The following is a 26,580-nucleotide window of genomic DNA, read 5'->3' on the forward strand; positions in this document are numbered from 1 at the left end:
AAAAATGCATCCTGTGGCTGGTCGGTAATTTAATGGCCGGTTCTGCAAGCGTTATTCGCAGTGCGCCGGCCTGCGCAGGGTCAGGGCCTGGTCGAGCCAGTGCAGTAGATCCGCCGTCACATCGTCACGGTTGGTTTCGTTGAACACTTCATGCCGCGCCTGCGGGTAGACAGTCAGTTGAACGTGTTGGCAGCCGGCCTCGCGTATAGCCTGGGCCAGGCTGTTGAGACGCTTGCCGTCGCTTACCGGATCACATTCGCCGCCCACCACCAGAATCGGCAGTCCGGGATCGATCTGCGCGAGATTGGACGCCTTGCTGATGTGCTGCAAGCCGCCCAGCAGGTCGATCCACAGCTGGTTGGTGCAACGAAAACCACACAGCGGGTCGTTGATGTAGCGGTCGACTTCGTCGGGGTCGCGGCTGAGCCAGTCAAACGCCGTGCGCGTCGGTTTGAACGCCTTGTTGAATGAGCCGAACGACAGCCACTCGATCAACGCGCTGAGCCCGCGCAGGCCCTGTCGAGCGCGTTCGACACGCGCTATCACCCGTGCGGCGCGATACAGGGCCACCGGCTGGAAGTTCGAACCGCTGAGAATCGCCCCATGCAGGCTGGCGCTGTGGTGCAGCAGGTAGGCCTGAGCAATGTAGCTGCCCATGCTGTGACCCAGCAGAATGATCGGTAACCCCGGCTGATGCTGGCCGATGTGTTGGTGGAGGCTGGCGAGGTCGCCTACCACCTTGTTCCAGCCGTCTTGCTCGGCGTACAGGCCCAGGGTGCCTGAATCGGCGGTACGGCCGTGGCCACGCTGGTCCAGCGCATACACGCCATAGCCGCCGGCACACAAGGCTGCGGCCAGGCGCCCATAGCGCCCGCTGTGCTCGGCCATGCCATGGGACAGCATCACCACGGCCCTGGCGGGGCCCTCCGGCAGCCATTGATTGACGTACAGGCGGCTGTGGTCGGTCGCGGTCAGCCAGAAGGTGCTGTGGTTCATGGCGCTTCCTTTGCTCGGGATGGGTGCAGTGTATCGCGCACCAGGTATCTGCCGACGCCTCAGCGGCAAGATTCATACAATCAATGACACGATTTAGCGTATTTGCCAGTTTGGCCATAGCTGCTAACGTCCCCCAAGCTCCGCTTTTTACAGCAGCGGCCGGACACACTCAGGTAAGAGGACAAGAATAATGCAACCTGATTTCTGGAATGACAAACGCGCGCCCGGCGTTCCCAACACCATCGACCTCACCACCTACAGCTCGGTGATCGAAGTATTCGAGCGCTCGTGCAAGACTTTCGCCGACCGTCCGGCATTCAGCAACATGGGGATCACCCTGACCTACGCCGAGCTTGAGCGCCAAAGTGCGGCGTTCGCCGGTTACCTGCAGCAGCACACCGACCTCAAGCCCGGCGAGCGCATCGCGGTGCAGATGCCCAATGTGCTGCATTACCCGATCGCCGTGTTCGGCGCCCTGCGCGCCGGGCTCATCGTGGTCAACACCAACCCCCTTTATACCCCGCGCGAAATGCGCCACCAGTTCAAGGATGCCGGCGTGCGTGCGCTGGTCTACCTCAACCTGTTCGGGTCGCGTGTGCAGGAAGTGTGCACCGACACGGCCATCGACTACCTGATCGAAGCCCGAATGGGCGACTTCATGCCCGCCGCCAAGGGCTGGCTGGTCAATACCCTGGTCGACAAGGTGAAGAAAATGGTGCCGGCCTACCATCTGCCACGCGCGGTGCCATTCAAGCGCGCCCTGCGCATGGGGGCAGGGCTGGGGGTGACACGCCATCCCGTGAGCCTGGATGATATCGCTGTGTTGCAATATACCGGCGGCACTACCGGGCTGGCCAAGGGCGCGATGCTCACCCACCGCAACCTGGTGGCGAACATGCAGCAGGTGCGCGCCTGCATGTCGCAGACCGGCGACGACGGCCAGCCGCTGATCAAGGAAGGGCAAGAGGTGATGATCGCGCCGCTGCCGCTGTACCACATCTATGCCTTCACCGCGAACTGCATGTGCATGATGGTCTCGGGCAACCACAACGTGCTGATCACCAACCCACGGGACATTGGCGGCTTCATCAAGGAGCTGAAAAAGTGGCGCTTCACCGGGTTGTTGGGGCTCAACACGCTGTTTGTCGCGCTGATGGATCATCCGGAGTTCAAGCAGCTGGATTTCTCTCACCTCAAAACCACCAACTCGGGCGGCACCGCGCTGATCAAGGCCACCGCGGAACGCTGGCAGCAGCTCACCGGCTGCGCGATCGGCGAGGGGTACGGCCTGACCGAAACCTCTCCGGTTGCCAGTGCAAACCCATACGGCGATAAGTCGCGGCTGGGTACGGTGGGCATTCCCGTGCCAGCCACGGCAATGAAGGTGATCGACGACGAAGGTGTCGAGCTGCCGCTGGGCGAGCGTGGCGAGCTGTGCATCAAGGGCCCGCAGGTGATGAAGGGCTACTGGCAGCAACCGGCAGCCACTGCCGAAGCGCTGGACACCGAAGGCTGGTTCAAGACCGGCGATATCGCCGTGATCGACGAGGACGGTTTCATACGCATTGTCGATCGCAAGAAAGACCTGATCATCGTCTCGGGTTTCAACGTGTACCCCAACGAGATCGAAGACGTGGTGATGGCGCACCCGGCCGTGGCCAATTGCGCAGTCATCGGCGTGCCGGACGAGCGCACGGGGGAGGCGGTGAAGCTGTTCGTGGTGGCGCGTGCCCAGGGCGTGAGCGTTGAGGAACTGAAGGCGTACTGCAAGGCCAACTTCACCGGGTACAAGGTGCCCAAGCAGATCGTGCTGCGCGACTCGTTGCCGATGACGCCGGTAGGGAAAATCCTGCGACGGGAGCTGCGCGACATCGCCTGACCCTTGAATTGCCAGCTACTAAAAGTGTGGGAGGGGGCTTGCTCCCGATGGCAGCGGTTCAGTCACTTATCCGGTGACTGATACACCGCCATCGGGAGCAGGCCCCCTCCCACATTTGTCTCGTGTTGCGCTGGAGAGCCTGTTCCAGAGCGCTTTGCTGGGGTATTCGACAAGCGTTTAAAGTGTGACCAGATATTGTAGGACAGTCGTGATTATGACTGTGGGGCCCTCGTTTGGCTCTAGGCGGCCCTTGGCAAAGCTGCTACTCTCGGCGCGCTTTGTGACGTCTCGGCATGCTTTGAAGCGCCGGATTCACCGTACAAAAGACATACACCAATAATAATCGCATCAAATGCGATGATGAATTCGCGTCGCTGAGGAGTGGGCTTCCATGAATGAAGACTTTTGGAAGGATAAGTACCCCGCCGGGATTGCTGCACAAATCAATCCAGACGAGTATCCGAATATTCAGGCGGTATTGAAGCAGTCCTGCCAGCGCTTCGCCAACAAGCCGGCTTTCAGCAACCTGGGCAAGACCCTCACCTACGGTGAGCTGTACGAATTGTCCGGCGCCTTCGCCGCCTACCTTCAGCAGCACACCGACCTGCAGCCCGGCGACCGCATTGCGGTGCAACTGCCCAACGTCCTGCAATACCCGGTCGCCGTGTTCGGCGCCATCCGTGCCGGGCTGATAGTGGTCAACACCAACCCGCTGTACACCGCGCGGGAAATGGAACACCAATTCAACGACTCCGGGGCCAAGGCCCTGGTGTGCCTGGCCAACATGGCCCATCTGGCGGAAAAGGTCGTGCCCAAGACCGCCATCAAGCACGTGATCGTCACCGAAGTGGCCGACCTGCTGCCGCCGCTCAAGCGTCTGCTGATCAACAGCGTCATCAAGTACGTCAAGAAAATGGTCCCGGCCTACCACCTGCCCAAGGCGATCAAGTTCAACGACGTGCTTGCCAGGGGCCATGGCCGGACCGTCAACGAAGTGAGCCCGGCCAGCGATGATGTGGCGGTGCTGCAATACACCGGCGGCACCACTGGCGTGGCCAAGGGCGCGATGCTCACCCACCGCAACCTCGTCGCCAACATGCTGCAGTGCAAGGCGCTGATGGGCTCCAACCTAAATGAAGGCTGCGAGATCCTCATCACGCCGTTGCCGCTTTACCACATCTACGCGTTCACCTTTCATTGCATGGCGATGATGCTGATCGGCAACCACAACATCCTGATCAGCAACCCGCGCGACTTGCCGGCGATGGTCAAGGAACTGTCGAAGTGGAAGTTCAGCGGTTTTGTCGGCCTCAACACCCTGTTCGTGGCGCTGTGCAATAACGAGGGTTTCCGCAAGCTGGACTTCTCGGCGCTCAAGGTCACCCTGTCCGGTGGCATGGCCCTGCAACTGGCAGCGGCCGAGCGTTGGAAGGCCGTGACCGGTTGTGGCATCTGTGAAGGTTACGGCATGACCGAGACCAGCCCGGTGGCCACGGTCAACCCGATCCAGCACATCCAGATTGGCACCATCGGCATCCCGGTGCCGTCCACGGTGTGCAAGGTCATCGCCGACGACGGCACCGAACTGGCGCTGGGCGAGACCGGCGAGCTGTGCGTGAAAGGCCCGCAAGTAATGAAGGGCTACTGGCAGCGCGAGGACGCCACCGCCGAGATGCTCGACAGCGAAGGCTGGTTGAAGACCGGTGACATCGCGATCATCCAGCCTGACGGCTACCTGCGCATTGTCGACCGCAAGAAGGACATGATTCTGGTGTCCGGCTTCAACGTCTATCCCAACGAACTGGAAGACGTGCTGGCCGGCCTGCCGGGTGTGCTGCAGTGCGCCGCCATCGGCGTACCGGACGAAAAATCCGGGGAAATCATCAAGCTGTTCATCGTGGTCAAGCCAGGCGCAACCCTGACCAAGGATCAGGTGATGGAGCACATGCGCGCCAACGTCACCGCCTACAAAGTGCCCAAGGCGGTGGAGTTCCGCGATGTGTTGCCCACCACCAATGTAGGCAAGATCCTGCGGCGTGAATTGCGCGATGAAGAACTGAAGAAGCTGGGCCTGAAAAAGTAACTCAATAAAAAACCCCGCCAATGCGGGGTTTTTTATGGCCTGCACATTTTTTACAGGGCGAATTGCGCGAAGCTGATCCCAGCACCCGCCGGGCGCACATCCTTGAGGTACGAATCCTTGTCCGCACTCAACTCCAGGGTGATCTCGGGCTTGCGCTTGCCCGCATTGCGCACCACCAGCCCTTCGAGGTTCTCACGCAGGAACAGCGTGGGCACCTTCAGGTGCAGCAACTGGTCGGTCTCGGCGTTGTGCATCAACAAGTGGATCCACTCGTACTGGCCCACGCCAATGCGCACCAGCGGCAGGTCGAACCACCAGATGTTGCGCTTGCGGTCCAGGTCGGTGAAGTGGCAGTTGTTGACGCCGAGTACGGCGCCGCCCAAGGCCTGGTTTCTGCGGGCGATGGCCTGTGTCTTATCGAGTTTCATAAACTTCCTACGGGATCTGTTATTCAGCATTTGAGCCTGAATCTGCCCGGCATTCTCGTGGGTTGGCTGCAAAACATAAAGCCAAACCTTTATAGGGCGATCAAATGCCGGCTGAAAATAATTGAAACTCTACGGAACGGCCCCGGGTCAATCTTTACGTCGTCATTAAAAACCATTTGATTGTTATCAGGAGTAATACCATGGGCAGCACTTCCGATAAGGTAAAAGGCATGGCTAACGAAGCCGTCGGCAACGTCAAGCAAGGCGTCGGCAAAGCCACGGATAACGACAAACTGCGTGCTGAAGGCAAGGCTCAGGAACTGAAGGGTGAAGCCCAGCAAGCGGTTGGCAAAACCAAGGACGCGGTCAAGAATACCGTCGACAAAGCCTGACCCGGCATTGCGTTTGCGCAGACCTGCGGCCATCCACGGATGGCCGTTTTTGTGTCAGCTGTTGCAACTAAACTTTGGAAATTGTTTCAAAGTCGCCAAATGGGCTACTTTGATGTAGAAAACGGCCCCTGAGTCGCCCATGAATATGACCTTATTGCGGCGAAAGGAGACGCTATGATCTTTCCGGTACTACAAGGCCTCAAGCTGCATAAGGTGCTGATGCGCACCGTCACCGAGTTCATCGATGATGAGATGCCCACCTACGCCTCGGCACTGGCCTATCAGATGCTGTTTTCGCTGTTTCCCTTCCTGCTGTTCCTCATTGCCCTGATCGGTTTCCTGCACCTGCCGGACTTCTTCAGCTGGTTGCGCCTGCAATCCGAGCTGGTGTTGCCGCCTCAGGCGCTGGAACAGGTCAACCCGGTGATCGACCAGTTGCAGCAATCCAAGGGCGGGCTGCTTTCGGTCGGTATCGTCATCGCGCTGTGGACGGCCTCGGCCGGCGTGCGTTTGATGATGAGTGCGATGAATGCCGCCTACGACGTGGTGGAAGGCCGGCCGATCTGGAAGCGTTTCCCGCTGTCGATTTTCTACACCATCGGCATCGCCGGCATGCTGCTGGCGGCCGCGGCACTGATGGTGCTGGGCCCGCAAGTGATGGAGTGGCTGGCGGGGCAGATCGGCATGCAGGAATTCGTCGTTACGCTGTGGACCATCGTGCGCTGGCCATTGATCGTCATCCTGCTGATGTTTGCCGTGGCCCTCATGTATTACGTGATGCCGGACGTGGAACAGAAGTTTCGCTTCATCACCCCGGGCTCCGTGCTGGCCGTGGTGGTGTGGATCGTCGCGTCCCTGGGCTTTGGTTACTACGTTAAAACCTTCGCCGACTACAACGCCATGTATGGCAGTATCGGTGCGATCATCGTGCTGCTTCTGTATTTCTATATTTCTGCCGCCGTGCTGCTGCTCGGTGCGGAGATGAACGCCGTGATCGAACACATGTCTGCCGAGGGCAAGGACGCGGGCGCAAAGGAGTTTGATGAGCCCGGCCACACTGATGAGAAACAGCATGTCTCAGGCTTAGGCCGAGACCATTCCAAGCCCACTCCCGTAGAGCCTGATCGATGATCCGTGACATCCTGAAAATGGGCGACGAGCGCCTGCTGCGCATCGCCGCGCCCGTACCGCCGGAAATGTTCGACAGCCCCGAGCTGTGGCAATTGATCGATGACATGTTCCAGACCATGGAACACGTCGGCGGTGTCGGCCTGGCCGCGCCGCAGATAGGCGTCGACCTGCAACTGGTGATCTTCGGTTTCGAGGCCAGCGAACGCTACCCGGACGCACCGCCGGTGCCGCAGACCATCCTGATCAACCCGCTCATCACGCCACTCAGCCCGGTGGTGGAAGAGGACTACGAAGGCTGCCTGTCGGTGCCCGGCCTGCGCGGGGCGGTCAACCGTTACCAGCAGATTCGCTACGAGGGTTTCGACCCCAAGGGCGAACCGATTGTGCGTTTTGCCGACGGCTTCCATGCGCGGGTGGTGCAGCATGAGTGCGATCACCTGATTGGCCGGCTGTACCCATCGCGCATTACCGACTTCAGCAAATTCGGGTTTACCGATGTGCTGTTCCCTGCGCTGGATCCGGCGGTAGAAGAATAGCCCTCTGACAACACACCGCTTGAAACGATGGGAGGGGGCTTGCTCCCTGCCACATAGGCCTGCATTTCAAATTTCCAAGCCCATCGCGATCAGCGGCTTGTTGCGTTTATAGCGCACCAGCCGCTCGCTGAGTGACTGCGGCAAGTGCGTTTCCTGCGTGAAGCCCATCCGTTCATACAAGCCTTGCAGGTCCGGGTGGCAAAACAGCCAAACGGTGCCCTCAACCTGTTGCACTCCACAGGACACCAACCGCGCCGCCAATCCTTGCCCACGATAGGCCGGGTCGACGAACAGCCCCGTCAGCCACTGCCCGCCCAGTACCGGTGTCAAACACAGCCCGGCCACGATCTCGGCGTCACGCGCCACCCACAAACGACCGCCCTTGAGTGCTTTCATCGAGGAACCGTGGGCGCGGTAAAACTTGTTCAGCAGCGGCCAGAGCGGCTCGCTCAGCAATTGGATGGATAATTCGGGCATGGTGTTCAGGTGCATGTGACCAGGGGGCGAGGATTATAAGCACGCTTGGTGACTGATTAATCAGCCGGGGCTTATATATTCTTTTTTATCATATATCGGTTAGTTTTAAATATTATTAAAGAATAAGCCTGCTTGTTAGGATCGCTTCAACGGATCATCAAGAGGCTACCCATGAAACCACTCAAATACCTGCTGGCGGGCTCGTTGCTGGCGCTGACGTTGCTGGCCCGGACGGCGCTGGCTGGCGAACCCGAGACCTTGCGTGTCGGCTATCAAAAAGGCTCGGTGAGCATGGTGCTGGCCCGCGAGCACAGGCTTTTTGAGGCGGCGCTGCCGGGCACCCAGGTGCAATGGGTCGAATTCCTCGGTGGCCCGCCACTGATGGAAGCGCTCAATGCCGGCAGCCTGGATATTGGCAATATCGGCGACATCCCGCCGATCTTCGCCCAGGCCGCCGGCATCGACCTGCAATACATCGCGGTCGAGCCCAATGACGGCAAGACCGAAGCGATTCTGGTGCCCAAGGCCAGCACGCTGCACAGCGTGGCCGAGCTCAAGGGCAAGCGCGTTGCATTGCTCAAGGGCTCCAGTGCCCACAACCTGTTCCTCAAGAGTATCTTGCGGGCCGGGTTGCAATGGCAGGACGTGAACGTTGTGTACCTGTCGCCGTCAGACGGACGTGCGGCGTTTGAACAAGGCAAGGTGGATGCCTGGGTGGTGTGGGACCCGTACTACTCGGCCGCCGTGGTCGACGGTTCTGCCCGAGTACTGGGCGACGGGCAGGGGCTCAACCCGGCGGGCAGTTTCTTCGTGGTCAGCAGCCGGTTCGCCAAACAGCACCCGCACGCCATTGCCACGATCATTCAGACGCTGGGTAAAGCGCAGCGCCTGTCCCTGGACCAGCCCCAGGAGAGTATCGCGCTGATGGCCAAGACTCTGGGCCTGCCGCCTGCCGTGGTGAAAAGTTACTTCGAACACCGCTCACCCACGCCGATCCGTGCGCTGACAGCCGCCGACATTGCCACTCAGCAAGGCACTGCCGATCTGTTTTTCGCCAACCGACTGATTCCGAAAAAGGTCGACGTTCAGCAGGCAGTCTTCAAAGCGCCCTGAGAGCTCCTCCCGGCACTGTCGCCTTGCATAGCGCCGCGCCGTGGCTATGCTCATGCGAATGGAATGCGCGCTCAGCGCCGGGCATCAGGGAGATCCGACCATGTTCAGCCTCCATCACAAAGCCGACCTGCTCGAGATCCAGCGTTTCTCCTGCGCCCTCACCGAATCCAACGCCAAACTCGCCGCTATCGGTCGCTCCATGGCCATGATCGAGTTCGATCCTGCGGGGGTGATCCTCGATGCCAATGACAACTTCTGCAAAGTCATGGGCTACAGCGTGGAAGATATTCGCGGCCAGCATCACCGGCTGTTCTGCGAGGAGGCCTACACCCACACCGAGGCCTATGCCACGCTCTGGCGCGACCTGGCGCGGGGCGAATCCATCAGCGGCACCTTCATGCGCCTGAACAAACGCGGCGAGGAGGTTTGGCTGGAGGCCAGCTACATGCCGGTGCTGGACGAGGAGCAGCGGGTGCTCAGCGTGATCAAAGTGGCGTCGGATATTTCCGCGCGAGTCCACCACGAACACGAAAACCAGAGCCTGATCGATGCGATTGGCCGCTCCATGGCGGTAATCGAGTTCACGCCCCAAGGGCAGATCCTCAACGCCAATGCGAACTTCCTGCGAACGGTGCAGTACTCGCTGGATGAAATCGTCGGCCAGCACCACAGCCTGTTTTGTCACCGCGAGGAGGTCGAGTCGCCGGCCTACAAGGCGTTCTGGGCTTCGCTCAACCGTGGCGAATATCACTCGCACCGTTTTGAGCGCAAAAACAAGTACGGCAAGACGCTGTTTCTGGAGGCCTCCTATAACCCGATCTTCGACACCAGCGGCCGGCTGTACAAAGTGGTGAAATTCGCCAGCGATATTACCGACCAGGTCACCAGCCTGCGCACCGCTGCCGATTCGGCTCACGCCACCTCGGTGCAAAACGACGTCTGCGCGCGCAAGGGCTCGCAGGTGGTGCAGCAAACGGTGCAGATCATCGAAGACATTTCCCACGACCTGAACCAGGCCGCCGTGAGCATCGACGCGGTGAACAAGCAGTCGGAGATCATCGGCACCATCGTGCAGACCATCCGCAGCATCGCCGAGCAAACCAACATGCTGGCGCTCAACGCTGCCATCGAGGCCGCCCGCGCCGGTGAGCATGGACGCGGTTTTGCGGTGGTGGCCGACGAAGTGCGCAGCCTCGCCGCGCGCACCAGCCAGGCGACGCTGGAAATTGTCGAGGTGGTGCGCAAGAACCACGACCTGTCGGCGAGCGCGGTATCGAGCATGCAGTCGAGCTTGAGCCGCACGGGGCTCGGGGTGGAACTGGCCAACGAAGCGGGGCAGGTGATCCTGGAAATCCAGGAAGGCTCACGGCATGTGGTGGACGCAATCAGTCAGTTCAACTCGACGTTGCAACTGCAGTAACTCACTCACACATGAAAACCTGTGTGAACGGCGATCCTGTGTGAAACAGACTCCAATGTGGGAGGGGGCTGCTCCCGGTAGCGGTGTGTCAGTCACCGATCAATTGACTGACACACTGCAATCGGCAGCAAGCCCCCTCCCACAGTTGAATCGCGTCAAGGCCTGGTTAGATGGCCGCCAGCGCCTGTTGTACCGGTTCAGCCTTCGGCGCGGTCGTCGCCGCCACCTGCTGCTGTTCCTTCAACCTTGCAGCCACTTCCCTGGCAATCGCATCCTGTTTTTCCTGCGGCAGCGCCTGCGCCTGCTCCTCGGTCAAACCCTGCTCCTTGAGTAACTGCTCACGAATGCGCTCGCCCGGGGATTTGCTCATGTACTCGGTGAGCTCCGCACGCGTGCCAGAGGCGGGCGCGGAGGCCTGAAGTTGCACGCGGGTCTTGGCGAACGCCTCGTCAATACGCCCGCTCGCCTTGTCCAGATCCTTCTGCGCGGCCGGCAGGGTCAGGGTAGGTTGTGCTGCCGCCAGCACGCCGCTGTAGAGCGTACTGGCGGCAGCATTGGCCGGGTCCATGTCGGGCCGGTTGACCTGTTGGACGTTCGATACGGCCTGGGTGTTGTTGTTAACCAGCATGATCGGTCACCTGCGCAAATGTTCAGTGCAAGCACTGGAGCAAATAGCGTGCCGCGTGCGCCGTGCCCGGTTTTATTGGGCCACGGGTCGCCGTCGCGGCAACCGATGGCCAGTCGACGGCCAACCCTTGCCGTCAATGGGCGATGTTTTCCAGTGCCAGGTTGCGGGTACGCGGCCCGAACCAGCTGATGGTGATCATCACGATCAGCATGCTGCTGGCGATAAATGCCAGCACTCCCGGCGTGCCCAGCTGTTCAAGGATAAAACCGATCAACAGGCTGCTGAACACCGTCGACAAACGGCTGAACGAATAGCAGAAGCCGACCGCCCGCGCGCGAATATTGGTCGGGAACAGTTCGGCCTGATAGGAGTGATAGCTGTAGCTCAGCCAGGCGTTGCAGAAGGTGATCATCACGCCGCAAAAGATCAGCCCCACCGCGGTGGTCTGCAAAGCGAACAGGCTGCCGAAGATCATCGCGCCCATGGCCGATCCGACGATCTGCCACTTGTTTTCAAAGCGGTTGGCCACCTTCACGAACAGCAGCGGCGCCAGCGGGTAGGCGAGGGTGATGACGAACGCGTACAGCAAACTGTGGGTCACACTGACGCCCTGGCCCGACAGCAGCGCCGGCAGCCAGTTGCCAAAACCGAAGAACCCGATGGCCTGGAACACATGAAACACGATCAGCATCAGCGCGCGGCGGCGATAGGGCGGTTGCCAGATATCGGCGAACCGGCCATTGCCCTGCACACTGACCGCCTCCGGTTGCGGTTCATCCAGCGGTTTACCGTGATCCTTGCGGCAGCGTGCTTCAAGGGTGTCCATGATGGCGCCGGCTTCGTCGAAACGACCTTGCTGCGCCAGCCAGCGCGGCGACTCCGGCAAGCGCTTGCGCAGTTGCCAGATAAACAGCGCAAACACCGCACTACTCAGCACCACCCAGCGCCACCCGGCAATGCCGAACGGCGCCTGGGGCACCAGCCACCACGACATCAGCGCCACGGTCGGCACCGACAGGAACTGGATGAAAAACGCAAAGGCAAACGCCGAGCTGCGCATGCGCTTGGGCACCAGCTCCGAGAGGTAGGCGTCGATGGTCACCAGCTCGATTCCCAGGCCGATGCCCACCAGAAAGCGCATGCAGATGATGCCCAGAGCGGAGGTCTGCAGGCCCATCAACACCGTGGCGACGGTGTACCAGACCAGCGCGAAGGTAAAGATCGCGCGGCGCCCGAAGCGGTCGGCGATGGGGCTGAGCAGGCTGGCGCCGAAAAACAGGCCGAGAAAGGTCGCCGCAGCGAAGGCGGCCTGGTCGGAGAAACCGAACACGCCTTCACTGCCGATGTGGAACAGCCCGGCGCTGATCAGGCCCGGGCTGATGTAGGCGGTCTGGAACAGGTCATACAACTCGAAAAAGCCGCCAATCGACAGCAACGCCACCAGGCGCCAGATAGTCGCAACGGGAGGAAGGCGGTCGATGCGCGCACTGATATGGGCGGCCCGGACCGGATCGATGCTATCGGTAGCAGAGGCGGTGAGTGTCGACATGAGAGACCTTCTGGTCAGCAGTAAGGAATAGCGTTCAGCGTCAAGCTAAACACATTTGCTTACAGCTTAACGCGTGCCGCTCTGTTTTTTCAGTTGTGACCTTCCAGAGCAAAGGTGTGGAAGCCCGCGTGCTGGGACAGCCTCTCCCACAGCACGCCGTGGTCGTCGATCATCACCGGTACCTGCGCATTGGAATTCCGGGCTCGCCCCGTCGGTAATTTGTGGCGAGCGGGCTTGCCCCGCGTTGGGGTGCGAAGCGCCCCCACTCCAGCAAAACGCGGTGTACCTGATACGGCTCAGCGCCTGGTTTTGGGGCTGCTGCGCAGCCCAACGCAGGACAAGCCTGCTCGCCACAGGGAGTCTGCGCCTAACTGAACGGCGTTAGGGCTCGCCACAATAAGCATGAGTTGGGGCCGGCTTTTCAAGTGCGGGGCGTGTGTTGGTCCATCGCTTTGCCTACCAGCAAGACGCTCAGCTCACTTAATTGATGAATGGCGAGCGCTACATCGCGGTGTTTGCCGGTGAGGTTATCGGACAGGTCGAGCAGCAGGGTGCTGACGGAGCAAACGGTTTCGTAACTGTTGGTCAGCAGGGATTCAAGGGGAGTATCGGGTACAACGGTGAAGAGGGTGGTTGGCGTTTTTTCTATTGCTTTGATCATTTGAGCATCCTGCAAATGAGCCGCCGTATCGCTAGTAAACAAGGGTGGCAGCTGTACGCAGGTTAGTAGACCGGTGGACACTCAACGCCGGCGCACCCGAAGATGCCCTGCGCACAACCGCCATCGAACACAGATGAGGCTCATGCACTAGGAGTGGCCAGAAGTCAGGCTACTAAACCCGATCACCGAGAAATTCGGCGACCGACAAACCTTAGAGAGACCGACCTTGGCGCACAAGCCGGCGGATTCTGACGTAAGCGTAGGCAACGGAGCAAGACGCTTACCGCAATGTCAGTCTCTTCCTACGGACCTCCTACGTACTCTCCCTCACCTGCAACTCAAACCCCATATCCACCACCGGTTTGGCAATCCGGTTACCCGCCATGATCGTCAACAAATGCTCCGCTGCCCTTCGGCCAATGGCTTCGCGTGGCGTGCTGATGCTGCTCAGGCGCGGCACCATGAACGAGGACGCAGGCAAATCGTTGAACCCCAGCACCGCCACTCGCTCCGGCACCTGGATGCCGTGGCGCATGGCTTCGAGCAGTGCGCCGTGGGCCAGGTCGTCGTTGCCGAAGAACACCGCGTCCACGTCGGGGTGCGCTGCCAGCAACTGCAGGAACAGTTCGCCACCCAGGCCCACGGAAGAGGGGCGCGGTGTCAGCACTTCCAGCGCCGGGTCGTACAGGCCAGCCTGTTGCAGGGCGCGGCGAAAACCTTCGCCGCGCAGCAGGGTGCGCTGGTCCAGCTGTGCGCCGATATAGGCCAGGCGTTTGCGCCCACGAGAGAGCAGGTGTGCGGCAGCCGTCTCGCCCGCCGCCAGTTGCGAGAACCCCACGCAGTTCACCCCCGCGTTGGGGTCCAAGTCCATCATGTATACGCAAGGCACGTTGCTCGACTCGACCATTCTTCGCGCGCTTTCGGTGCGGTCAAAACCTGTCAGCAGCAGGCCACGCGGCTGGTAGGCCATGTAGTTGCGCAGCAGGTTTTCTTCTTCGTCGCGCGAGTAGTGGGAGTTGCCGATCAGCACTTCGAAGCCCTTGGGCCGCAGCACCTGGTGGATAGCCTCGAGGGTTTCGATAAACAGAAGGTTGGACAACGACGGCACCAGCACCACCACTGAGTGGCTCTGGGCCGACGCCAGTGCGCGGGCGGCAGGGTTGACCACGTAGTTGAGCTCGGCGGCGGCCTGCCGCACTTTTTCGGCCAGTTCTGCGGCCACGCTGCTGATGCCGCGCAAGGCACGCGAGGCGGTGATCGGGCTGACGCCGGCCAGGCGGGCGACTTCGTTGAGGGTCGGGCGACCCGTGGTGCGCGTATTCTTATCGTTCTTGGAGGTCATCAGGCGGCTTGCCAAACAAAAATCGAGGCACTAAGGTAGCGCTGTCTCCAAAGGGCTGCAAATGAAGAACTTAGGGTTGCCTGATCCGGTTCAGTTCGTGAAGCAAGCCAGTTGGAACGGATGCACGCGTCACTCCATAAAAGAAGACAAGACGGCGCGGGAAAAGCCTGTTTTTGCACTAACCTTACGGCGTGCAAAGGTAGCGCTATCTGCGTCCTGAGGTGTTTCATGAGTCAACCTGTTACCGCCCTGGTCATCATGGGTGTTTCCGGCTGTGGCAAGTCCAGTGTCAGCGAGGCCCTGTGCCGCCTGAACGGCGCCACCGCCATCGAAGGCGACAGCTTTCACCCTGCCGCGAACATCGAAAAGATGAGCGCCGGCCACCCCCTCAACGACGACGACCGCGCCGGCTGGCTCGACATCCTCTGTGATGAACTGCGCCGTTCGCTCGAGGCCGGCGAGCATCCCGTGCTCACCTGTTCGGCCCTCAAGAAAAAATACCGCGACCACCTGCGCGAAGCCGCGCCGGGCCTGGGTTTCGTGTTTCTGGAGCTGACCCGTGCAGTGGCCGCCGACCGCGTGTCCCATCGCCCCGGTCATTTCATGCCGGCCAGCCTGATCGACAGCCAGTTCGCCACCCTTGAATCGCCCAAAGGCGAGCCGCTGACCCTGGCCCTCAACGCCAGCGAAGACAGCGTCGAGGACTTGGCCGAGCAAACCAATGCCTGGTGGCTCAAGCACGGTTTTGAACCTACTCAGTGATTTTTTGCCGGAAGAGATAGCGCTATCCCCGGCAGAAAATTAAACACCCGCTTCAATAACAACAACAAACAGGAGAGACCCCCCCATGTTTGGCATGTCCCACGAGTCCTACCTGCTGCTCGATGCAGTGGTCACTATCATCGGGTTGATCGTGCTGATCACCCAATTCAAGGTGCACCCGTTCATTGCACTGATCATTGCGGCCGGCTTTCTCGGCCTGACCTCGGGCATGCCCGTGGACAAGATCATCAAGGCCTTCCAGGACGGTTTCGGCGGGGTGCTCGGCTTTGTCGGCATCATCCTTGCGCTGGGCACCATGCTCGGCAAGATGATGGCCGAATCCGGCGGCGCCGATCAGATCGCCCAGACCCTGATCCGCGCCTTCGGCAAGGAGAAGGTGCAATGGGCAATGATGTTCGCCGCGTTCCTGGTGGGCATCCCGCTGTTTTTCGAGATCGGCTTTGTGCTGCTGATCCCGCTGGTCTTCATTGTCGCGCGGCGCACCGGTGTGTCGCTGATCAAGATCGGTATCCCGCTGCTCGCCGGCCTCTCGGCGGTGCACGGCCTGGTGCCTCCGCACCCCGGCCCGCTGCTGGCCATTGGCGTGTTCGGTGCGGACATCGGCAAGACCATCCTGTACGGCCTGATCGTCGCGCTGCCAACGGCCATCATCGCCGGGCCGATCTTCGGTACGTTCATTTCCAAATACATTCCGGGCAACCCGTCCCAGGAACTGGTGGACCAACTGGCCCGCGAGCCGGAAGCGAAAGCCCTGCCGAGCTTTGGCATCACGCTGGTCACTGTACTGCTGCCGGTGTTCCTGATGCTGCTCAAGACCTTCGCCGACATTGGCTTGCCGGACGGCCACGTGGTGCGCAACTGGATGGACATGATCGGTCACCCGATCACCGCGCTGTTGCTGGCGTTGCTGCTGTCGCTGTACACCTTTGGCCATCGCCAGGGCATCCACGCCAAACAGATCCTCAAGCTGCTCGACGCCAGCCTTGCACCGACCGCCGCGATCATCCTGATCATCGGCGCCGGCGGCGGCTTCAAACAGATGCTGGTGACCAGCGGCGTGGGCGATGTGATCGGTCATATGGCGGTGAGCGCGCAGATCAACCCGATCCTGCTGGCGTGGCTAGTGGCGGCGGTGATTCGTGTGGCCACAGGTTCTGCGACCGTGGCGACCATTACTGGCGCGGGCATCGTGGTGCCGGTGGTGGGCATGATCCCCGGGGTCAACCGTGAACTGCTGGTGTTGGCAACGGGGGCGGGTTCGTTGATTTTGTCTCACGTCAACGATGCGGGGTTCTGGCTGGTCAAGCAGTACTTCAACATGACCGTGGTCGAGACGTTCAAGACCTGGACGGCGATGGAGACCATCCTCTCGGTGGTGGCGTTGATCTTCATCATGTTGCTGTCGCTGGTGGTGTAAGCCACACCGCAAAACAACGGTGTGAACCCAATCCAATGTGGGAGGGGGCTTGCTCCCGATGTCAGAGTGTCAGTCACTGCATCTGGTGACTGACCCATCGCCATCGGGAGCAAGCCCCCTTCCACAGTTGTTACAGCATTGAATTCAGGCCTTGGTAACCAACCCCTCCGCCCGGAACATCCCGCGAATCCCGCGCACCGCCTGACGGATCCGGTCCTGGTTCTCGATCAGCGCAAAGCGCACATGGTCATCGCCATACTCGCCAAAGCCGATGCCCGGCGAAACGCACACCTTGGCCTCCAGCAGCAGTTTCTTGGCAAATTCCAGCGAGCCCATGGCGGCGTACGCTTCGGGGATCTTCGCCCACACGTACATCGATGCCTTGGGATTCTCGACCATCCAGCCCAGTTCGTGCAGGCCCTTGACCAGCACATTGCGGCGCTGGCGGTACTGCTCGGCGATGTCCTTCACGCACTGCTGGTCGCCTTCGAGCGCGGCAATCGCCGCCACTTGCAGCGGGGTGAAGGTGCCGTAGTCGTGGTAACTCTTGATCCGCGCCAGGGCGTTGACCAGTTCCGGATTGCCCACCATGAAACCGATGCGCCAGCCGGCCATGTTGTAGCTCTTGGACAGGGTGAAAAACTCCACCGCAATGTCCTTGGCGCCGGGCACCTGCATGATCGACGGGGCTTTCCAGCCGTCGTAGACGATATCGGCGTAGGCCAGGTCATGCACCACCAGCACGTCGTATTGCTTGGCCAGGGCGATCACCCGTTCGAAGAAGTCCAGCTCCACGCATTGCGCGGTCGGGTTGGACGGAAAGCCGAGGATCATCATTTTCGGCTTGGGGATCGAGCCACGGATTGCCCGCTCCAGCTCGTCGAAAAAATCCACGCCCGGAATCAGTGGCACCGAACGCACCTGGGCGCCGGCAATCACGGCACCGTAGATGTGAATCGGGTAGCTCGGGTTGGGCACCAGTACGGTGTCGCCCTGATCCAGGGTGGCCAGCATCAGGTGCGCCAGCCCCTCCTTGGAGCCGATGGTGACGATGGCTTCCGACTCGGGGTCGATGTCCACTTCATAGCGGTCTTTGTACCAGCGCGAAATCGCCCGGCGCAGGCGCGGAATACCTTTGGAAGTGGAGTAGCCGTGGGTGTCTTCACGCTGGGCGACGGTGACCATTTTTTCCACGATGTGCGGTGGAGTGGGGCCGTCGGGATTACCCATGCTCAAGTCGATGATGTCTTCGCCGCGCCGACGCGCAGCCATCTTCAGCTCGGCAGTGATATTGAACACGTAAGGGGGGAGTCGATCGATGCGCGCAAAGCGGCGCGGCAAACCTTGGTCGGCCATTGTTGCCTCGAAGTACGTAAGCGCCCGGAACCGTCCGAGCGACGTTGGCCACTGCGGTGGCCTGCGACAGACGATACGGTCGATGATGGCCAGTTGTCCATACGCGTGGGAAAAAATTCTGCATGGAGTAGGGCGCCGATATGCCCCTATACTCGACGCGGGTTTGTTCCCTCATAAGAAGGAGACTGTTCGTATGGATCAGCAGACAAGACAACCGTTGGAGCCACGCATGGAGGCGGGCAGGGCCATGGTGATTGCAGGCGTCAAGGGCCGTTATTCAAAAGCTACCGTCGGCGATATTCCCCGCCTGTGGGAGTTGTTCGACACCTGCATCAAGGACATCAAACAGCGCGTCGGTGGGGTGACCTATGGGGTTTGCCATAACCCCAAACAGGATGAGTTCGACTACCTGGCGGGCGTCGAAGTCCCGTCCCGAAGCGACGTGCCGGGCAACTTCGAATCCATCGACATCGCCCCGCTCAACTACGCCGTGTTCACCCATCACGGGCCGGTGCAGGCGATGGAGCAGACCTTCGAGCGCATCATGTTCGAATGGCTGCCGCACTCGGGCTACAAGGTTGTGGGGGCCAATTTCGAGCGCTACAGCGCGGACTTTGACGGGCGCAAGGGCACCGGCACGGTGGAGATCTGGTTGCCGGTTGGGCAGAAGGCCTGAGCCAGCAGCCGACGTCACGTAAACATGACATTCGTCTCTGAACGTCATGTTTACGTGACATTTACCGTCATCAATCAAACGCTCGGCGCAACCTGCGCTCATACCCGATCCGCCCTTTGTACGCCTCCCCGCTGTCGACCCAACCCGCCCGCAGGTACAGGCCCATTGCGGCCGCGTTGTCACTGTCCACCGATAATTCAAGCGCCTTTATCTGCGGCCAGGTTTCAATGGCCACGGCGGGCAGCGCCAGCAGGCAAGCCTTGCCAAACCCTCGCCCTTGCTGGCGCCGGTCCACCTGCAACGCGTGCAGGGTCGCGCTGTGCTCGTCAGCCCAGTGGGGCAGGCAGGGCGGGCGCTTGAGCAGCAGGAAGGCGACCGGAATCTCATCGGCCAGCAGGGCAAAGCCCTTCACGCCAGGGCTGGGTTTGGCGAGCAGTGTATTGAGGGCGCAGTACATGTCGCCGGAAAACGGCAGTTGCTCGGGGTGAACTTCGATGGCGCTCAGTTGCTGTTGTTGAACAGCGCTCAGCGCTTCGTAGGAAACAAGGCGGGTTTGCATAGGGAAAACCGAACGGCGCAGTGGAGAAAGCAGTTTAACGCCTTCCCTGATCACCCAGACAACGAAGATCGCTTCAGGCATCCCACGCCCTGTGGCAAGTGGGCTTGTTGTGGCGAGCGGGCTTGCCCCGCGTTGGGGTGCGAAGCACCCCCAACCCAGCAAAACGCGGTATACCTGATACGGCTCAGCGCCTGGTTTTGAGGCTGCTGCGCAGCCCAACGCAGGACAAGCCTGCTCGCCACAGGGAATCTGCGCTTTAACTGAACGGCATTAGGACAAACCTGCTCGCCACAACCACAACAAGCCTGCTGGTCACACGCAAGCGCTCAGTCAAGCATCTGCCCCAGTAACCAGCTCCCCGCCGGCCCCGGTGGTCGTTGTCGCGACCACAACGCATCCATCGCCACCGAACGTGGCCAGCCGCGCGCCTTGAGTTCAATCAGGCTGGCATTGCCGAAGCGCTCCACCAGCCAACGGGGCAGGGGCGCCCAGCCGAAGCTCAGTTGCGCCATTTCCATCAGCATCAGGTAACTGGCGGCCGACCATACGCGCCCGGCCGCGCGGTTGTCGTAGGGTTTGACGATGCTCGCCAGGCGCAATTCGCGGTGTAGTTTCAAGTGCTGTGGGTCTACCTGCGCAAGGCTTGCCAAGGCATGCTGCGGTGATACGAACAACGCGGTTTCGGTGCGCTCCTGCACCGGCGAACTGGTGAGGTCGGGCGGGTAGACGTCCTGCTGCTCGATAAACGCCATGTGCGCCCGGCCGCTTTGCACCAGGTCGACCAGGTCATCGCATTCGGCAATCAGCCATTCCAGCTCCAGGTCCGGGTAACGTTGGGAAAAGGCGAGGATCGCGGTTTCGAAGCGCGGCGACTGGTAGGTGTCCGACATGGCAATTGTCACCCTTGGCTCCAGGCCCTGTGCCAACTGGCTCGCCGCCAGTTCCAGGCGGCTGCTGGCCTCCAGTACCTGTTCTGCCCGTTGCAGCAGCACATGCCCAGCAGGGGTCAGCGTCGGCTTGCGGCTACTGCGGTCGAACAGCACCACATCCAGGTCAATCTCAAGGCTTGCCACCGCCGCACTGATGGTCGACTGGCTTTTGCCCAGCTTGCGCGCCGCCGCCGAGAACGAGCCTTGGGTGGCGGCCTGGACAAATGCCTGCAGCACTTCGTGAGACGCCATAAGTATCGCTCTGGTCGATGGTTATTGATTATGAAGTATCGGTGTGACGGGTGAGCATGGCAACCGTCGCCATCACGGAGCCAGGGCATGAACCCTACCAAGTCGATCTCTGAACGCGTTTGCCAGGCCCTCGGTTTCGAGGGCCTGGCCTTGTTGATCTGCACGCCGTTACTGGTGTGGATCACCGGCAGGCCGGCCCTGGAAATGGGCGCGGTGACCCTGGGCATGAGCCTGCTGGCGCTGACCTGGAACGTCATTTTCAACAGCCTGTTCGACCGTCTCACGGTGCGCCTGCAACTCTGCGGCGGCGCCTGGACACGGGTGCTCCACGCGCTGATGTTCGAAGGCGGGCTGATCATCGTGGCCGTGCCTTTGATTGCCGCGTGGATGCAGATCAGCCTGCTGCAGGCCCTGATGCTCGACATTGGCGTGCTGCTGTTTTTTCTGCCGTATACCTATGTCTATCACTGGGGCTACGACGTGCTGCGCGACAGGTTTCTACAAAAACATGCCGCCCGACGCCTCGATACGTTGCCCGGTGATCCATGCGCTGCCGTCGGCCAGCAGGCTGGCGATGGCGCCGCCGATATCATCCGGTAAGCCGACGCGGCCCAGGGCGGTGTTGCTGGCGACCATGGCGTTGAGGTCGGCGTTGTCGCGCACGGCGCCGCCGCCGAAGTCGGTCTCAATGGCACCGGGGGCAAGGATGTTGACGCTGATGCCACGGGCGCCGAGTTCCTTGGCCTGGTAGCGCGTGAGCACTTCCATCGCGCCTTTCATCGCTGCGTAGGCGGCGTAACCGGGCAGGCTGAAGCGCGCCAGTCCGCTGGACACGTTGAGAATGCGTCCGCCGTCGCGGATCAATTGCAACAGCTTCTGGGTCAGAAAAAATGGCCCCTTGAATTGAATCGCCAGCAACTGATCGAACTGCGCTTCGGTGGTCTCGGTAAAGCTTGCGTGAATGCCGATCCCTGCGTTGTTGACCAGAAAATCGAAGTGATCCTGTGCGAAAACATCCTTGAGCACGCGGGCAACGTCGCTAGCGAACGCGTCGAAGGTGGCGCTCTGGCCCACATCCAGCTGCAGCATCGCCGCGCGGCCGCCCAGTTGCTCAACCTGCGTCACCAAGGCCTGCGCCTCGTCGGCCTTGCTGTGATAGGTGCCGATGATGTCGACGCCCTGCGCAGCCAGGTGCAGGGCGGCGTTTTTGCCCAGGCCACGGCTGGTGCCGGTGATCAATGCGATTTTACGAGTCATGGTGAGTACCTCTGCGTGTGGGTGTGGAATGAGTGTATTTGTCCGACCGTAACGTGATAAACAGCGCTATACCGGAATCACTGGCCGGGTAAGGCGAACAATCCATGAACAAGCTTGAACTGCTGCGCACCTTTGTACGGGTCACTGAGCTGTCGAGTTTTACCCAGGCGGGCGAACGCCTTGGCCTGCCGCGCTCCACCGTGTCCGAGCACGTGCAGGCGCTGGAGGAACTGCTCGGCGCGCATTTGTTGCAGCGCACCACGCGCAAGGTGCAAGCGACCCAGGACGGCCTTGTGCTGTATGAGCGCAGCAAGGATCTGCTGGCGCACATGGAAGAACTCGAAGGGCTGTTTCGTCAGGACGAAGCGCAACTGGCGGGACGCATTCGGGTGGACATGCCCAACGTGATGGCGCGGGACCTGATCCTGCCGCGCCTGCCCGACTTCATGCACGCGCACCCGCTGATCGAGCTGGAAATCAGCACCACCGACCGCCAGGTCGACCTGCTCGCCGAAGGGTTCGACTGCGTGCTGCGTGTGGGCGCGCAGCCGGACCAGAGCGTGGTTGCCCGCTGGCTGTGCAGCCTGCCGATGCTTAACTGCGTGAGCGCCACCTACCTGCAACGCTTTGGCACGCCGCATACACTCGGCGATTTGGCCAACCACCATCTGGTGCATTACGTGCGTCCACTGGGCTCACGCTCGGCGGGCTTCGAATACTTGCAGGGCAACAAGGTGCAGCGCCTGCCCATGGCCGGGCGGGTCACGGTCAACAGCACCGATGCGTACAAGTCGGCATGCCTGGGCGGTTTCGGGATTATCCAGGTGCCGGCCCTGGGCCTCAGCGCTGAACTGGCCAGCGGTGAACTGGTGGCGGTTTTGCCGGACTACCCGGCACCGCCGTTGGACGTGTCGCTGCTGTACGCCGGGCAGCGGCATTTGCCGTTGCGCGTGCGGGTGTTCATGGACTGGCTGGCCGGTGTGCTGCAAGCGCAGCTCTAACGCCGCGCCGACAACTGCTGCGGCGCCAGGAACGCGTCGTGGAAGTAATCCCGGAATGCCTGCATCGCCGGGGTGAACGCGCGCTCGCGGTGCCAGGCCAGGCCCACGCTCATGGGCGTTACCGGGTCGGTGACGGTCAGGGTTTCGATGCGCTTGCCTTCCAGGGACCAGGGCCGGTGCACCAGGTCGGACAGGATCGCCACGCCGCTGCCATTGGCGACCATGCTGCGCACTGCTTCCACCGAACTGGTGCGCAGTCGCACGTTGGGGGTCTGCCCGGCCTGTTCCCAGTAGCGCATTGCGCTGTGTTCGGCCTCGTCGACGGTGAGCAGGATGTACGGCTCCTGCGCCACGTCCGCCAGGCTCACCGCACCCCGTTCGCACAGTGGGTGATGGCTGGGCAGCCACAGGCGGCGTTCGGAATTGAACAGGATTTCCGAGACGATGGCCGGGTGTGTGAGGTTGGCGGTGAGCACCACGGCCATGTCGAAGCCGCCGTCGAGCAGGCCCTGTTCGATGGCTTGGCGCTCCTGTTCGAAGACCTCGATGGTCACGTCCGGGTGCCAGTGCTCCATGCGCTGCAGGTGGTGCGGTAAAAAATAGCCCAGCACGGTGTAGCTGGCGGCCACGCGCAGCACGCCGCTGGCGCGGTGGTCCGGCAAGGGGCTGTTCAGCGCGTCGTCGACACTGCGCACGATCACGTAGGCGCGGTTGAGAAAGTGTCGACCTGCGTCGGTGAGGTTCATGCCCTGAGCCGAGCGCATGAACAACTGCACGCCGAGCATGGCTTCGAGTTCCTTGATCGCGGTGGTGACCGCCGATTGGGAGATGTTCAAGTGAATCGCCGCCTGGGAAATCTGACCGATTTCGGCGGTGGCGACGAAGTAGCGAACCTGGCGCAAGGTAAGGGACATGGCTTTATCTGATTTTCAGAAGATGCCTCATCTGATAATAGATCTTCCCAAGGGGTCAAGGGGCAGCCTACTTTCCCTGCATCCCCTTTGACGGAGCGCACGCGATGCAGGCAGTGGATTTCAATTCAGACATGGGCGAAGGCTTCGGTCCCTGGACCATCGGCGATGGCGTCGACGCGGAGTTGATGGCCTATATCAGCTCGGCCAATATCGCCACCGGCTTTCACGCTGGCGACCCGGGCACCATGCGCCGTACCGTGGCGCGTGCCAAACAGCTGGGCGTCGCCATCGGCGCGCATCCGGGCTTTCGCGACCTGGTCGGTTTCGGCCGCCGCCACATCAACGCGCCGGCCCAGGAACTGGTGGACGACATGCTCTACCAACTCGGCGCCCTGCGCGAAATCGCCCGTGCTCAGGGCGTGACCCTGCAACACATCAAGCCCCATGGCGCGCTGTACATGCACCTGGCCCGCGATGAAGAAGCCGCGCGCCTGCTGGTACAAAACCTGCAAATCATCGAGCCGACACTGTGGCTGTACTGCATGCCCAACTCGGTGATCTGGCACGTCGCCAGGGAGCTGGGGCAGCCCGTGGTGCGCGAGTTTTACGCCGATCGTGAGTACGATCTGAGCGGCTCCATCGTGTTCACCCGCAACGTGCGCGCACTCGACCCGGCCACCGTGGCGGCGCGGGTGCTGCGTGCGTGCCAGAGCGGGTTGGTGCGCACGGTGGAAGGCGAAGACCTGTCCATCGAATTCGATTCCATCTGTCTGCACAGCGACACCCCCGGCGCCCTGGAACTGGTGGAAGCCACCCGTGAAGCCCTGGACCGCGCCGGTATCGACGTCAGGACCCCTCAATAAGATCGACCCCTTACTTTTTTGCCTGCCTTTCTACAATGATTCCAAGAGGAACAGACATGGCTGAAACGTCGCCCATCCGCTACAGCTTCGGCGCTGATGAACACCTGTTCGCCGAGGTCAGCGACAGCATGTCGCTGGAAGCCTTCTTCACAGGCATGGCCGTGACCCGCGCGGTGGAGCGCCTGGCGTTGGACGGCGTGCTGGATATCTGCCTGGCCAACGCCTCGTTCCAGATCCGCTTCGACCCCGATCGTATCGCGCCCCACGTATTGCTCGATGCCGTGCAAAGCGCTGAGGCCCAGGCGGTGGCCGAGCGCACACTGCACACGCGCATCATCGAAATTCCGGTGCTCTACAACGACCCCTGGACCCATGAAACCCTGATGCGTTTTCGCGACCGTCACCAGGACCCCGGCGGCACCGACCTGGAATACGCCGCGCGCATCAACGGCCTGGCCGATGTGGACGCGTTCATCGACGCCCACAGCGGTGCGCCGTGGTTTGTGTCGATGGTCGGCTTTGTGGCGGGCTTGCCGTTCATGTTCCAGATGGTCGAGCGTGCGCGGCAGTTGCAGGTGCCCAAGTACCTGCGCCCGCGCACCGATACGCCCAAACTGACCCTCGGTCATGGCGGCTGCTTCGGCTGCATCTACTCGGTGCGCGGCGCCGGCGGTTACCAGATGTTCGGCGTGACCCCGGCACCGATCTACGACCCGGCGCAGCAGCTGGCCTACCTCAAGGAACACATGGTGTTCTTTCGGCCCGGCGACATCGTGCAGTTCAAGCCGATTGACCGTGACGCCTATGACCTGGCGGTGGCTGAAGTGGACGCCGGGCGCTTCGATCTGCGCATCCGCCCGGTGGAATTTTCCCTCGACGCGTTTCTCGCCGACCCCGTCGGCTATCCGAAAACCCTGCAGGAGGCGCTGGCATGATCAAGGTGCTCAAACCTGGCCTGGCCACCTCTGTGCAGGACCTGGGCCGCGAAGGCTATTACCACCTGGGCATTCCACCGTCGGGTGCGCTGGACCAATACGCGCTGAGCGCGGCCAACCATCTGGTGGGTAACCCGCTGGGGGCGGCGGGGCTGGAATGCACGCTGGTCGGGCCTGAGCTTGAGTTTACGCAGGACGCGTTGGTGGCACTCAGCGGTGCATTGATGTCACCGCGCCTGGACGGCGAAGTGGTGCACCAGGACACCGCCTTCGCGGTGCGTGCCGGGCAGGTGCTGCGCTTCGCGTTTCCGGTGGCCGGCGCGCGCACGTACCTGGCCGTGGCGGGTGGCATTGATGTGCCGGTGGTGCTCGGCAGTCGCTCCACTTACACCCTGGGCGCACTGGGCGGGTTCCAGGGTCGGCGCTTGCAGGAGGGTGATGTGTTGTCGATCGGCGAGCCCAGCGGCGCGGGCCGTGCCGGCAACAGCCTGCCGATGGCCCTGCGCCGTTCGGTGGGCGGCGACGTGACCCTGCGCGTGGTGCCGGGGCTGTATTACGACCGTTTGACCACGGGCGCGAAAAGCAGCTTTTTTGCCGAACCCTGGACGGTAGGCTCCGAGGCCGACCGCATCGGCTATCGCTTCAAGGGCGGCAGCGCGTTGAGCTTTCAACCACGCGAGCAGCCGTTTGGCGCCGGTTCCGATCCGTCGAACATTGTCGACAGCTGCTACCCGATCGGCTCGATCCAGGTACCGGCGGGGCTGGAGCCGATTGTGCTGCACCGCGACGCGGTGTCGGGCGGCGGCTACGCCATGATCGGCACCGTGATCAGTGCCGATCTGGATTTGATCGGGCAGATGCAGCCGAACCAGCGGGCGGGGTTTGTGGCGGTCAGCCTGGAAGAGGCGCTGGAGGCGCGGCGAGTCTACAAGAAGCGCCGCAAAATAATGGCCGCGTTATTCACGTCCTGAAAAAAACAGCAGACCCCTGTGGGAGGGAGCAA

General features: G+C 61.4%; 26 protein-coding genes and 2 pseudogenes. 16 read left to right on the forward strand and 12 right to left on the reverse strand.

The annotated features are described in order from the left end of the window. Positions 1–51: 51 nt before the first annotated feature. Entirely contained in the window at positions 52–996 is a 945-nt protein-coding gene (locus TU75_RS18070; protein WP_060549673.1) for an alpha/beta hydrolase, read from the reverse strand. 190 nt (positions 997–1,186) lie between these two features. On the opposite strand from TU75_RS18070, the gene fadD2 reads away from it, so the two are divergent. Then, positions 1,187–2,875, forward strand: a complete 1,689-nt coding sequence (gene fadD2 / locus TU75_RS18075; RefSeq protein WP_003237817.1) for a long-chain-fatty-acid--CoA ligase FadD2 — start codon at positions 1,187–1,189, stop codon at positions 2,873–2,875. 391 nt (positions 2,876–3,266) lie between these two features. Next, on the forward strand, positions 3,267–4,958 hold the full coding sequence (gene fadD1, locus TU75_RS18080; RefSeq protein WP_015372808.1) for a long-chain-fatty-acid--CoA ligase FadD1: 1,692 nt from the start codon (positions 3,267–3,269) through the stop codon (positions 4,956–4,958). A 50-nt stretch (positions 4,959–5,008) separates the two neighbouring features. Here the strand turns inward: fadD1 and TU75_RS18085 are convergent, their stop codons facing one another. Continuing rightward, complete coding sequence (locus TU75_RS18085; protein WP_057007112.1) at positions 5,009–5,386, reverse strand: hypothetical protein; 378 nt, start codon at positions 5,384–5,386, stop codon at positions 5,009–5,011. 200 nt (positions 5,387–5,586) lie between these two features. Between TU75_RS18085 and TU75_RS18090 the strand changes: the two genes are divergently transcribed. The 3 genes from TU75_RS18090 (at position 5,587) to def (ending at position 7,445) form a co-directional block, all read left to right on the forward strand. Then, positions 5,587–5,778, forward strand: coding sequence for a CsbD family protein (locus tag TU75_RS18090; RefSeq protein WP_003237824.1), 192 nt, complete (start codon positions 5,587–5,589; stop codon positions 5,776–5,778). Between the two features lie 174 nt (positions 5,779–5,952). After that, positions 5,953–6,909, forward strand: coding sequence for a YihY/virulence factor BrkB family protein (locus TU75_RS18095; RefSeq protein WP_003237827.1), 957 nt, complete (start codon positions 5,953–5,955; stop codon positions 6,907–6,909). Next, entirely contained in the window at positions 6,906–7,445 is a 540-nt protein-coding gene (gene def, locus TU75_RS18100) for a peptide deformylase (RefSeq protein ID WP_060549674.1), read from the forward strand. Before TU75_RS18095 ends, def begins: the two co-directional genes overlap by 4 nt. A gap of 66 nt (positions 7,446–7,511) precedes the next feature. Here def and TU75_RS18105 read toward each other — a convergent pair whose 3' ends face one another. Next, the gene (locus TU75_RS18105) at positions 7,512–7,922 is read right to left on the reverse strand and encodes a GNAT family N-acetyltransferase (protein ID WP_041931642.1); all 411 of its coding nucleotides are present in this window, start codon (positions 7,920–7,922) and stop codon (positions 7,512–7,514) included. A 171-nt stretch (positions 7,923–8,093) separates the two neighbouring features. Between TU75_RS18105 and TU75_RS18110 the strand changes: the two genes are divergently transcribed. From TU75_RS18110 to TU75_RS28625, 3 genes and pseudogenes are all read left to right on the forward strand, one after another. Then, positions 8,094–9,035 (forward strand): aliphatic sulfonate ABC transporter substrate-binding protein, encoded by a 942-nt coding sequence (locus TU75_RS18110; RefSeq protein ID WP_015372806.1) that lies wholly within the window; start codon positions 8,094–8,096, stop codon positions 9,033–9,035. 100 nt (positions 9,036–9,135) lie between these two features. After that, a pseudogene (locus tag TU75_RS28620) lies at positions 9,136–9,909 on the forward strand (PAS domain-containing protein); the annotation flags it as partial. Between the two features lie 123 nt (positions 9,910–10,032). Continuing rightward, positions 10,033–10,455 (forward strand): annotated as a pseudogene (locus TU75_RS28625) (methyl-accepting chemotaxis protein); the annotation flags it as partial. Positions 10,456–10,621: 166 nt separating this feature from the next. Here TU75_RS28625 and TU75_RS18120 read toward each other — a convergent pair. The 4 genes from TU75_RS18120 to gntR all read right to left on the reverse strand — a co-directional run bounded on the left by TU75_RS18120 (position 10,622) and on the right by gntR (position 14,638). Next, a complete protein-coding gene (locus TU75_RS18120) occupies positions 10,622–11,083 on the reverse strand; it encodes a hypothetical protein (RefSeq protein WP_015372804.1) in 462 nt (153 codons plus the stop codon). Positions 11,084–11,216: 133 nt separating this feature from the next. Beyond that, positions 11,217–12,632: an MFS transporter gene (locus tag TU75_RS18125; protein WP_060549676.1), complete on the reverse strand. Its 1,416-nt coding sequence runs from the start codon at positions 12,630–12,632 to the stop codon at positions 11,217–11,219. Between the two features lie 421 nt (positions 12,633–13,053). Further along, complete coding sequence (locus TU75_RS18130) at positions 13,054–13,293, reverse strand: DUF6124 family protein (RefSeq protein WP_003237843.1); 240 nt, start codon at positions 13,291–13,293, stop codon at positions 13,054–13,056. A 313-nt stretch (positions 13,294–13,606) separates the two neighbouring features. Further along, positions 13,607–14,638 carry an HTH-type transcriptional regulator GntR gene (gene gntR / locus TU75_RS18135; RefSeq protein WP_162276130.1) on the reverse strand — a complete coding sequence of 344 codons (1,032 nt, stop codon included), beginning with the start codon at positions 14,636–14,638 and terminating at the stop codon, positions 13,607–13,609. A gap of 225 nt (positions 14,639–14,863) precedes the next feature. On the opposite strand from gntR, the gene TU75_RS18140 reads away from it, so the two are divergent. Then, positions 14,864–15,397 (forward strand): gluconokinase, encoded by a 534-nt coding sequence (locus tag TU75_RS18140; RefSeq protein WP_060549677.1) that lies wholly within the window; start codon positions 14,864–14,866, stop codon positions 15,395–15,397. 85 nt (positions 15,398–15,482) lie between these two features. Then, positions 15,483–16,835: a GntP family permease gene (locus TU75_RS18145; protein WP_015372802.1), complete on the forward strand. Its 1,353-nt coding sequence runs from the start codon at positions 15,483–15,485 to the stop codon at positions 16,833–16,835. A 144-nt stretch (positions 16,836–16,979) separates the two neighbouring features. On the opposite strand, the gene alaC is transcribed toward TU75_RS18145, so the two are convergent. Further along, a complete protein-coding gene (gene alaC, locus TU75_RS18150; RefSeq protein WP_060549678.1) occupies positions 16,980–18,191 on the reverse strand; it encodes an alanine transaminase in 1,212 nt (403 codons plus the stop codon). Positions 18,192–18,384: 193 nt separating this feature from the next. On the opposite strand from alaC, the gene TU75_RS18155 reads away from it, so the two are divergent. Continuing rightward, the gene (locus TU75_RS18155; protein WP_060549679.1) at positions 18,385–18,867 is read left to right on the forward strand and encodes a GyrI-like domain-containing protein; all 483 of its coding nucleotides are present in this window, start codon (positions 18,385–18,387) and stop codon (positions 18,865–18,867) included. 70 nt (positions 18,868–18,937) lie between these two features. Here TU75_RS18155 and TU75_RS18160 read toward each other — a convergent pair whose 3' ends face one another. Together TU75_RS18160 and TU75_RS18165 are read right to left on the reverse strand one after the other, a co-directional pair. Continuing rightward, positions 18,938–19,426, reverse strand: coding sequence for a GNAT family N-acetyltransferase (locus TU75_RS18160; protein WP_003237854.1), 489 nt, complete (start codon positions 19,424–19,426; stop codon positions 18,938–18,940). 326 nt (positions 19,427–19,752) lie between these two features. Continuing rightward, positions 19,753–20,607: a LysR family transcriptional regulator gene (locus TU75_RS18165; RefSeq protein WP_060549680.1), complete on the reverse strand. Its 855-nt coding sequence runs from the start codon at positions 20,605–20,607 to the stop codon at positions 19,753–19,755. Between the two features lie 87 nt (positions 20,608–20,694). On the opposite strand from TU75_RS18165, the gene TU75_RS18170 reads away from it, so the two are divergent. Beyond that, a complete protein-coding gene (locus TU75_RS18170; protein ID WP_041931520.1) occupies positions 20,695–21,207 on the forward strand; it encodes a multidrug/biocide efflux PACE transporter in 513 nt (170 codons plus the stop codon). Here TU75_RS18170 and TU75_RS18175 read toward each other — a convergent pair. Then, the gene (locus TU75_RS18175) at positions 21,106–21,864 is read right to left on the reverse strand and encodes an SDR family NAD(P)-dependent oxidoreductase (RefSeq protein WP_060549681.1); all 759 of its coding nucleotides are present in this window, start codon (positions 21,862–21,864) and stop codon (positions 21,106–21,108) included. The two genes, TU75_RS18170 and TU75_RS18175, sit on opposite strands and share 102 nt — an antisense overlap. A gap of 104 nt (positions 21,865–21,968) precedes the next feature. Between TU75_RS18175 and TU75_RS18180 the strand changes: the two genes are divergently transcribed. Next, positions 21,969–22,865 carry a LysR family transcriptional regulator gene (locus TU75_RS18180; protein WP_060549682.1) on the forward strand — a complete coding sequence of 299 codons (897 nt, stop codon included), beginning with the start codon at positions 21,969–21,971 and terminating at the stop codon, positions 22,863–22,865. Here TU75_RS18180 and TU75_RS18185 read toward each other — a convergent pair. Beyond that, entirely contained in the window at positions 22,862–23,779 is a 918-nt protein-coding gene (locus tag TU75_RS18185; RefSeq protein WP_003237864.1) for a LysR family transcriptional regulator, read from the reverse strand. The two genes, TU75_RS18180 and TU75_RS18185, sit on opposite strands and share 4 nt — an antisense overlap. A gap of 104 nt (positions 23,780–23,883) precedes the next feature. Between TU75_RS18185 and TU75_RS18190 the strand changes: the two genes are divergently transcribed. Genes TU75_RS18190 through TU75_RS18200 form a run of 3 tightly spaced genes read left to right on the forward strand, consistent with a single transcriptional unit; the run spans position 23,884 to position 26,548 of the window. Continuing rightward, positions 23,884–24,642, forward strand: coding sequence for a 5-oxoprolinase subunit PxpA (locus TU75_RS18190; RefSeq protein WP_003237867.1), 759 nt, complete (start codon positions 23,884–23,886; stop codon positions 24,640–24,642). Positions 24,643–24,698: 56 nt separating this feature from the next. Beyond that, the gene (locus TU75_RS18195; RefSeq protein ID WP_015372795.1) at positions 24,699–25,577 is read left to right on the forward strand and encodes a 5-oxoprolinase subunit B family protein; all 879 of its coding nucleotides are present in this window, start codon (positions 24,699–24,701) and stop codon (positions 25,575–25,577) included. Beyond that, positions 25,574–26,548, forward strand: a complete 975-nt coding sequence (locus tag TU75_RS18200) for a 5-oxoprolinase subunit C family protein (RefSeq protein ID WP_003237871.1) — start codon at positions 25,574–25,576, stop codon at positions 26,546–26,548. The genes TU75_RS18195 and TU75_RS18200 overlap by 4 nt, the downstream gene beginning before the upstream one ends. Positions 26,549–26,580 lie beyond the last annotated feature (32 nt).

Origin of the sequence: Pseudomonas poae (genome assembly GCF_001439785.1) — a bacterium.
GTDB lineage: Bacteria > Pseudomonadota > Gammaproteobacteria > Pseudomonadales > Pseudomonadaceae > Aquipseudomonas > Aquipseudomonas poae.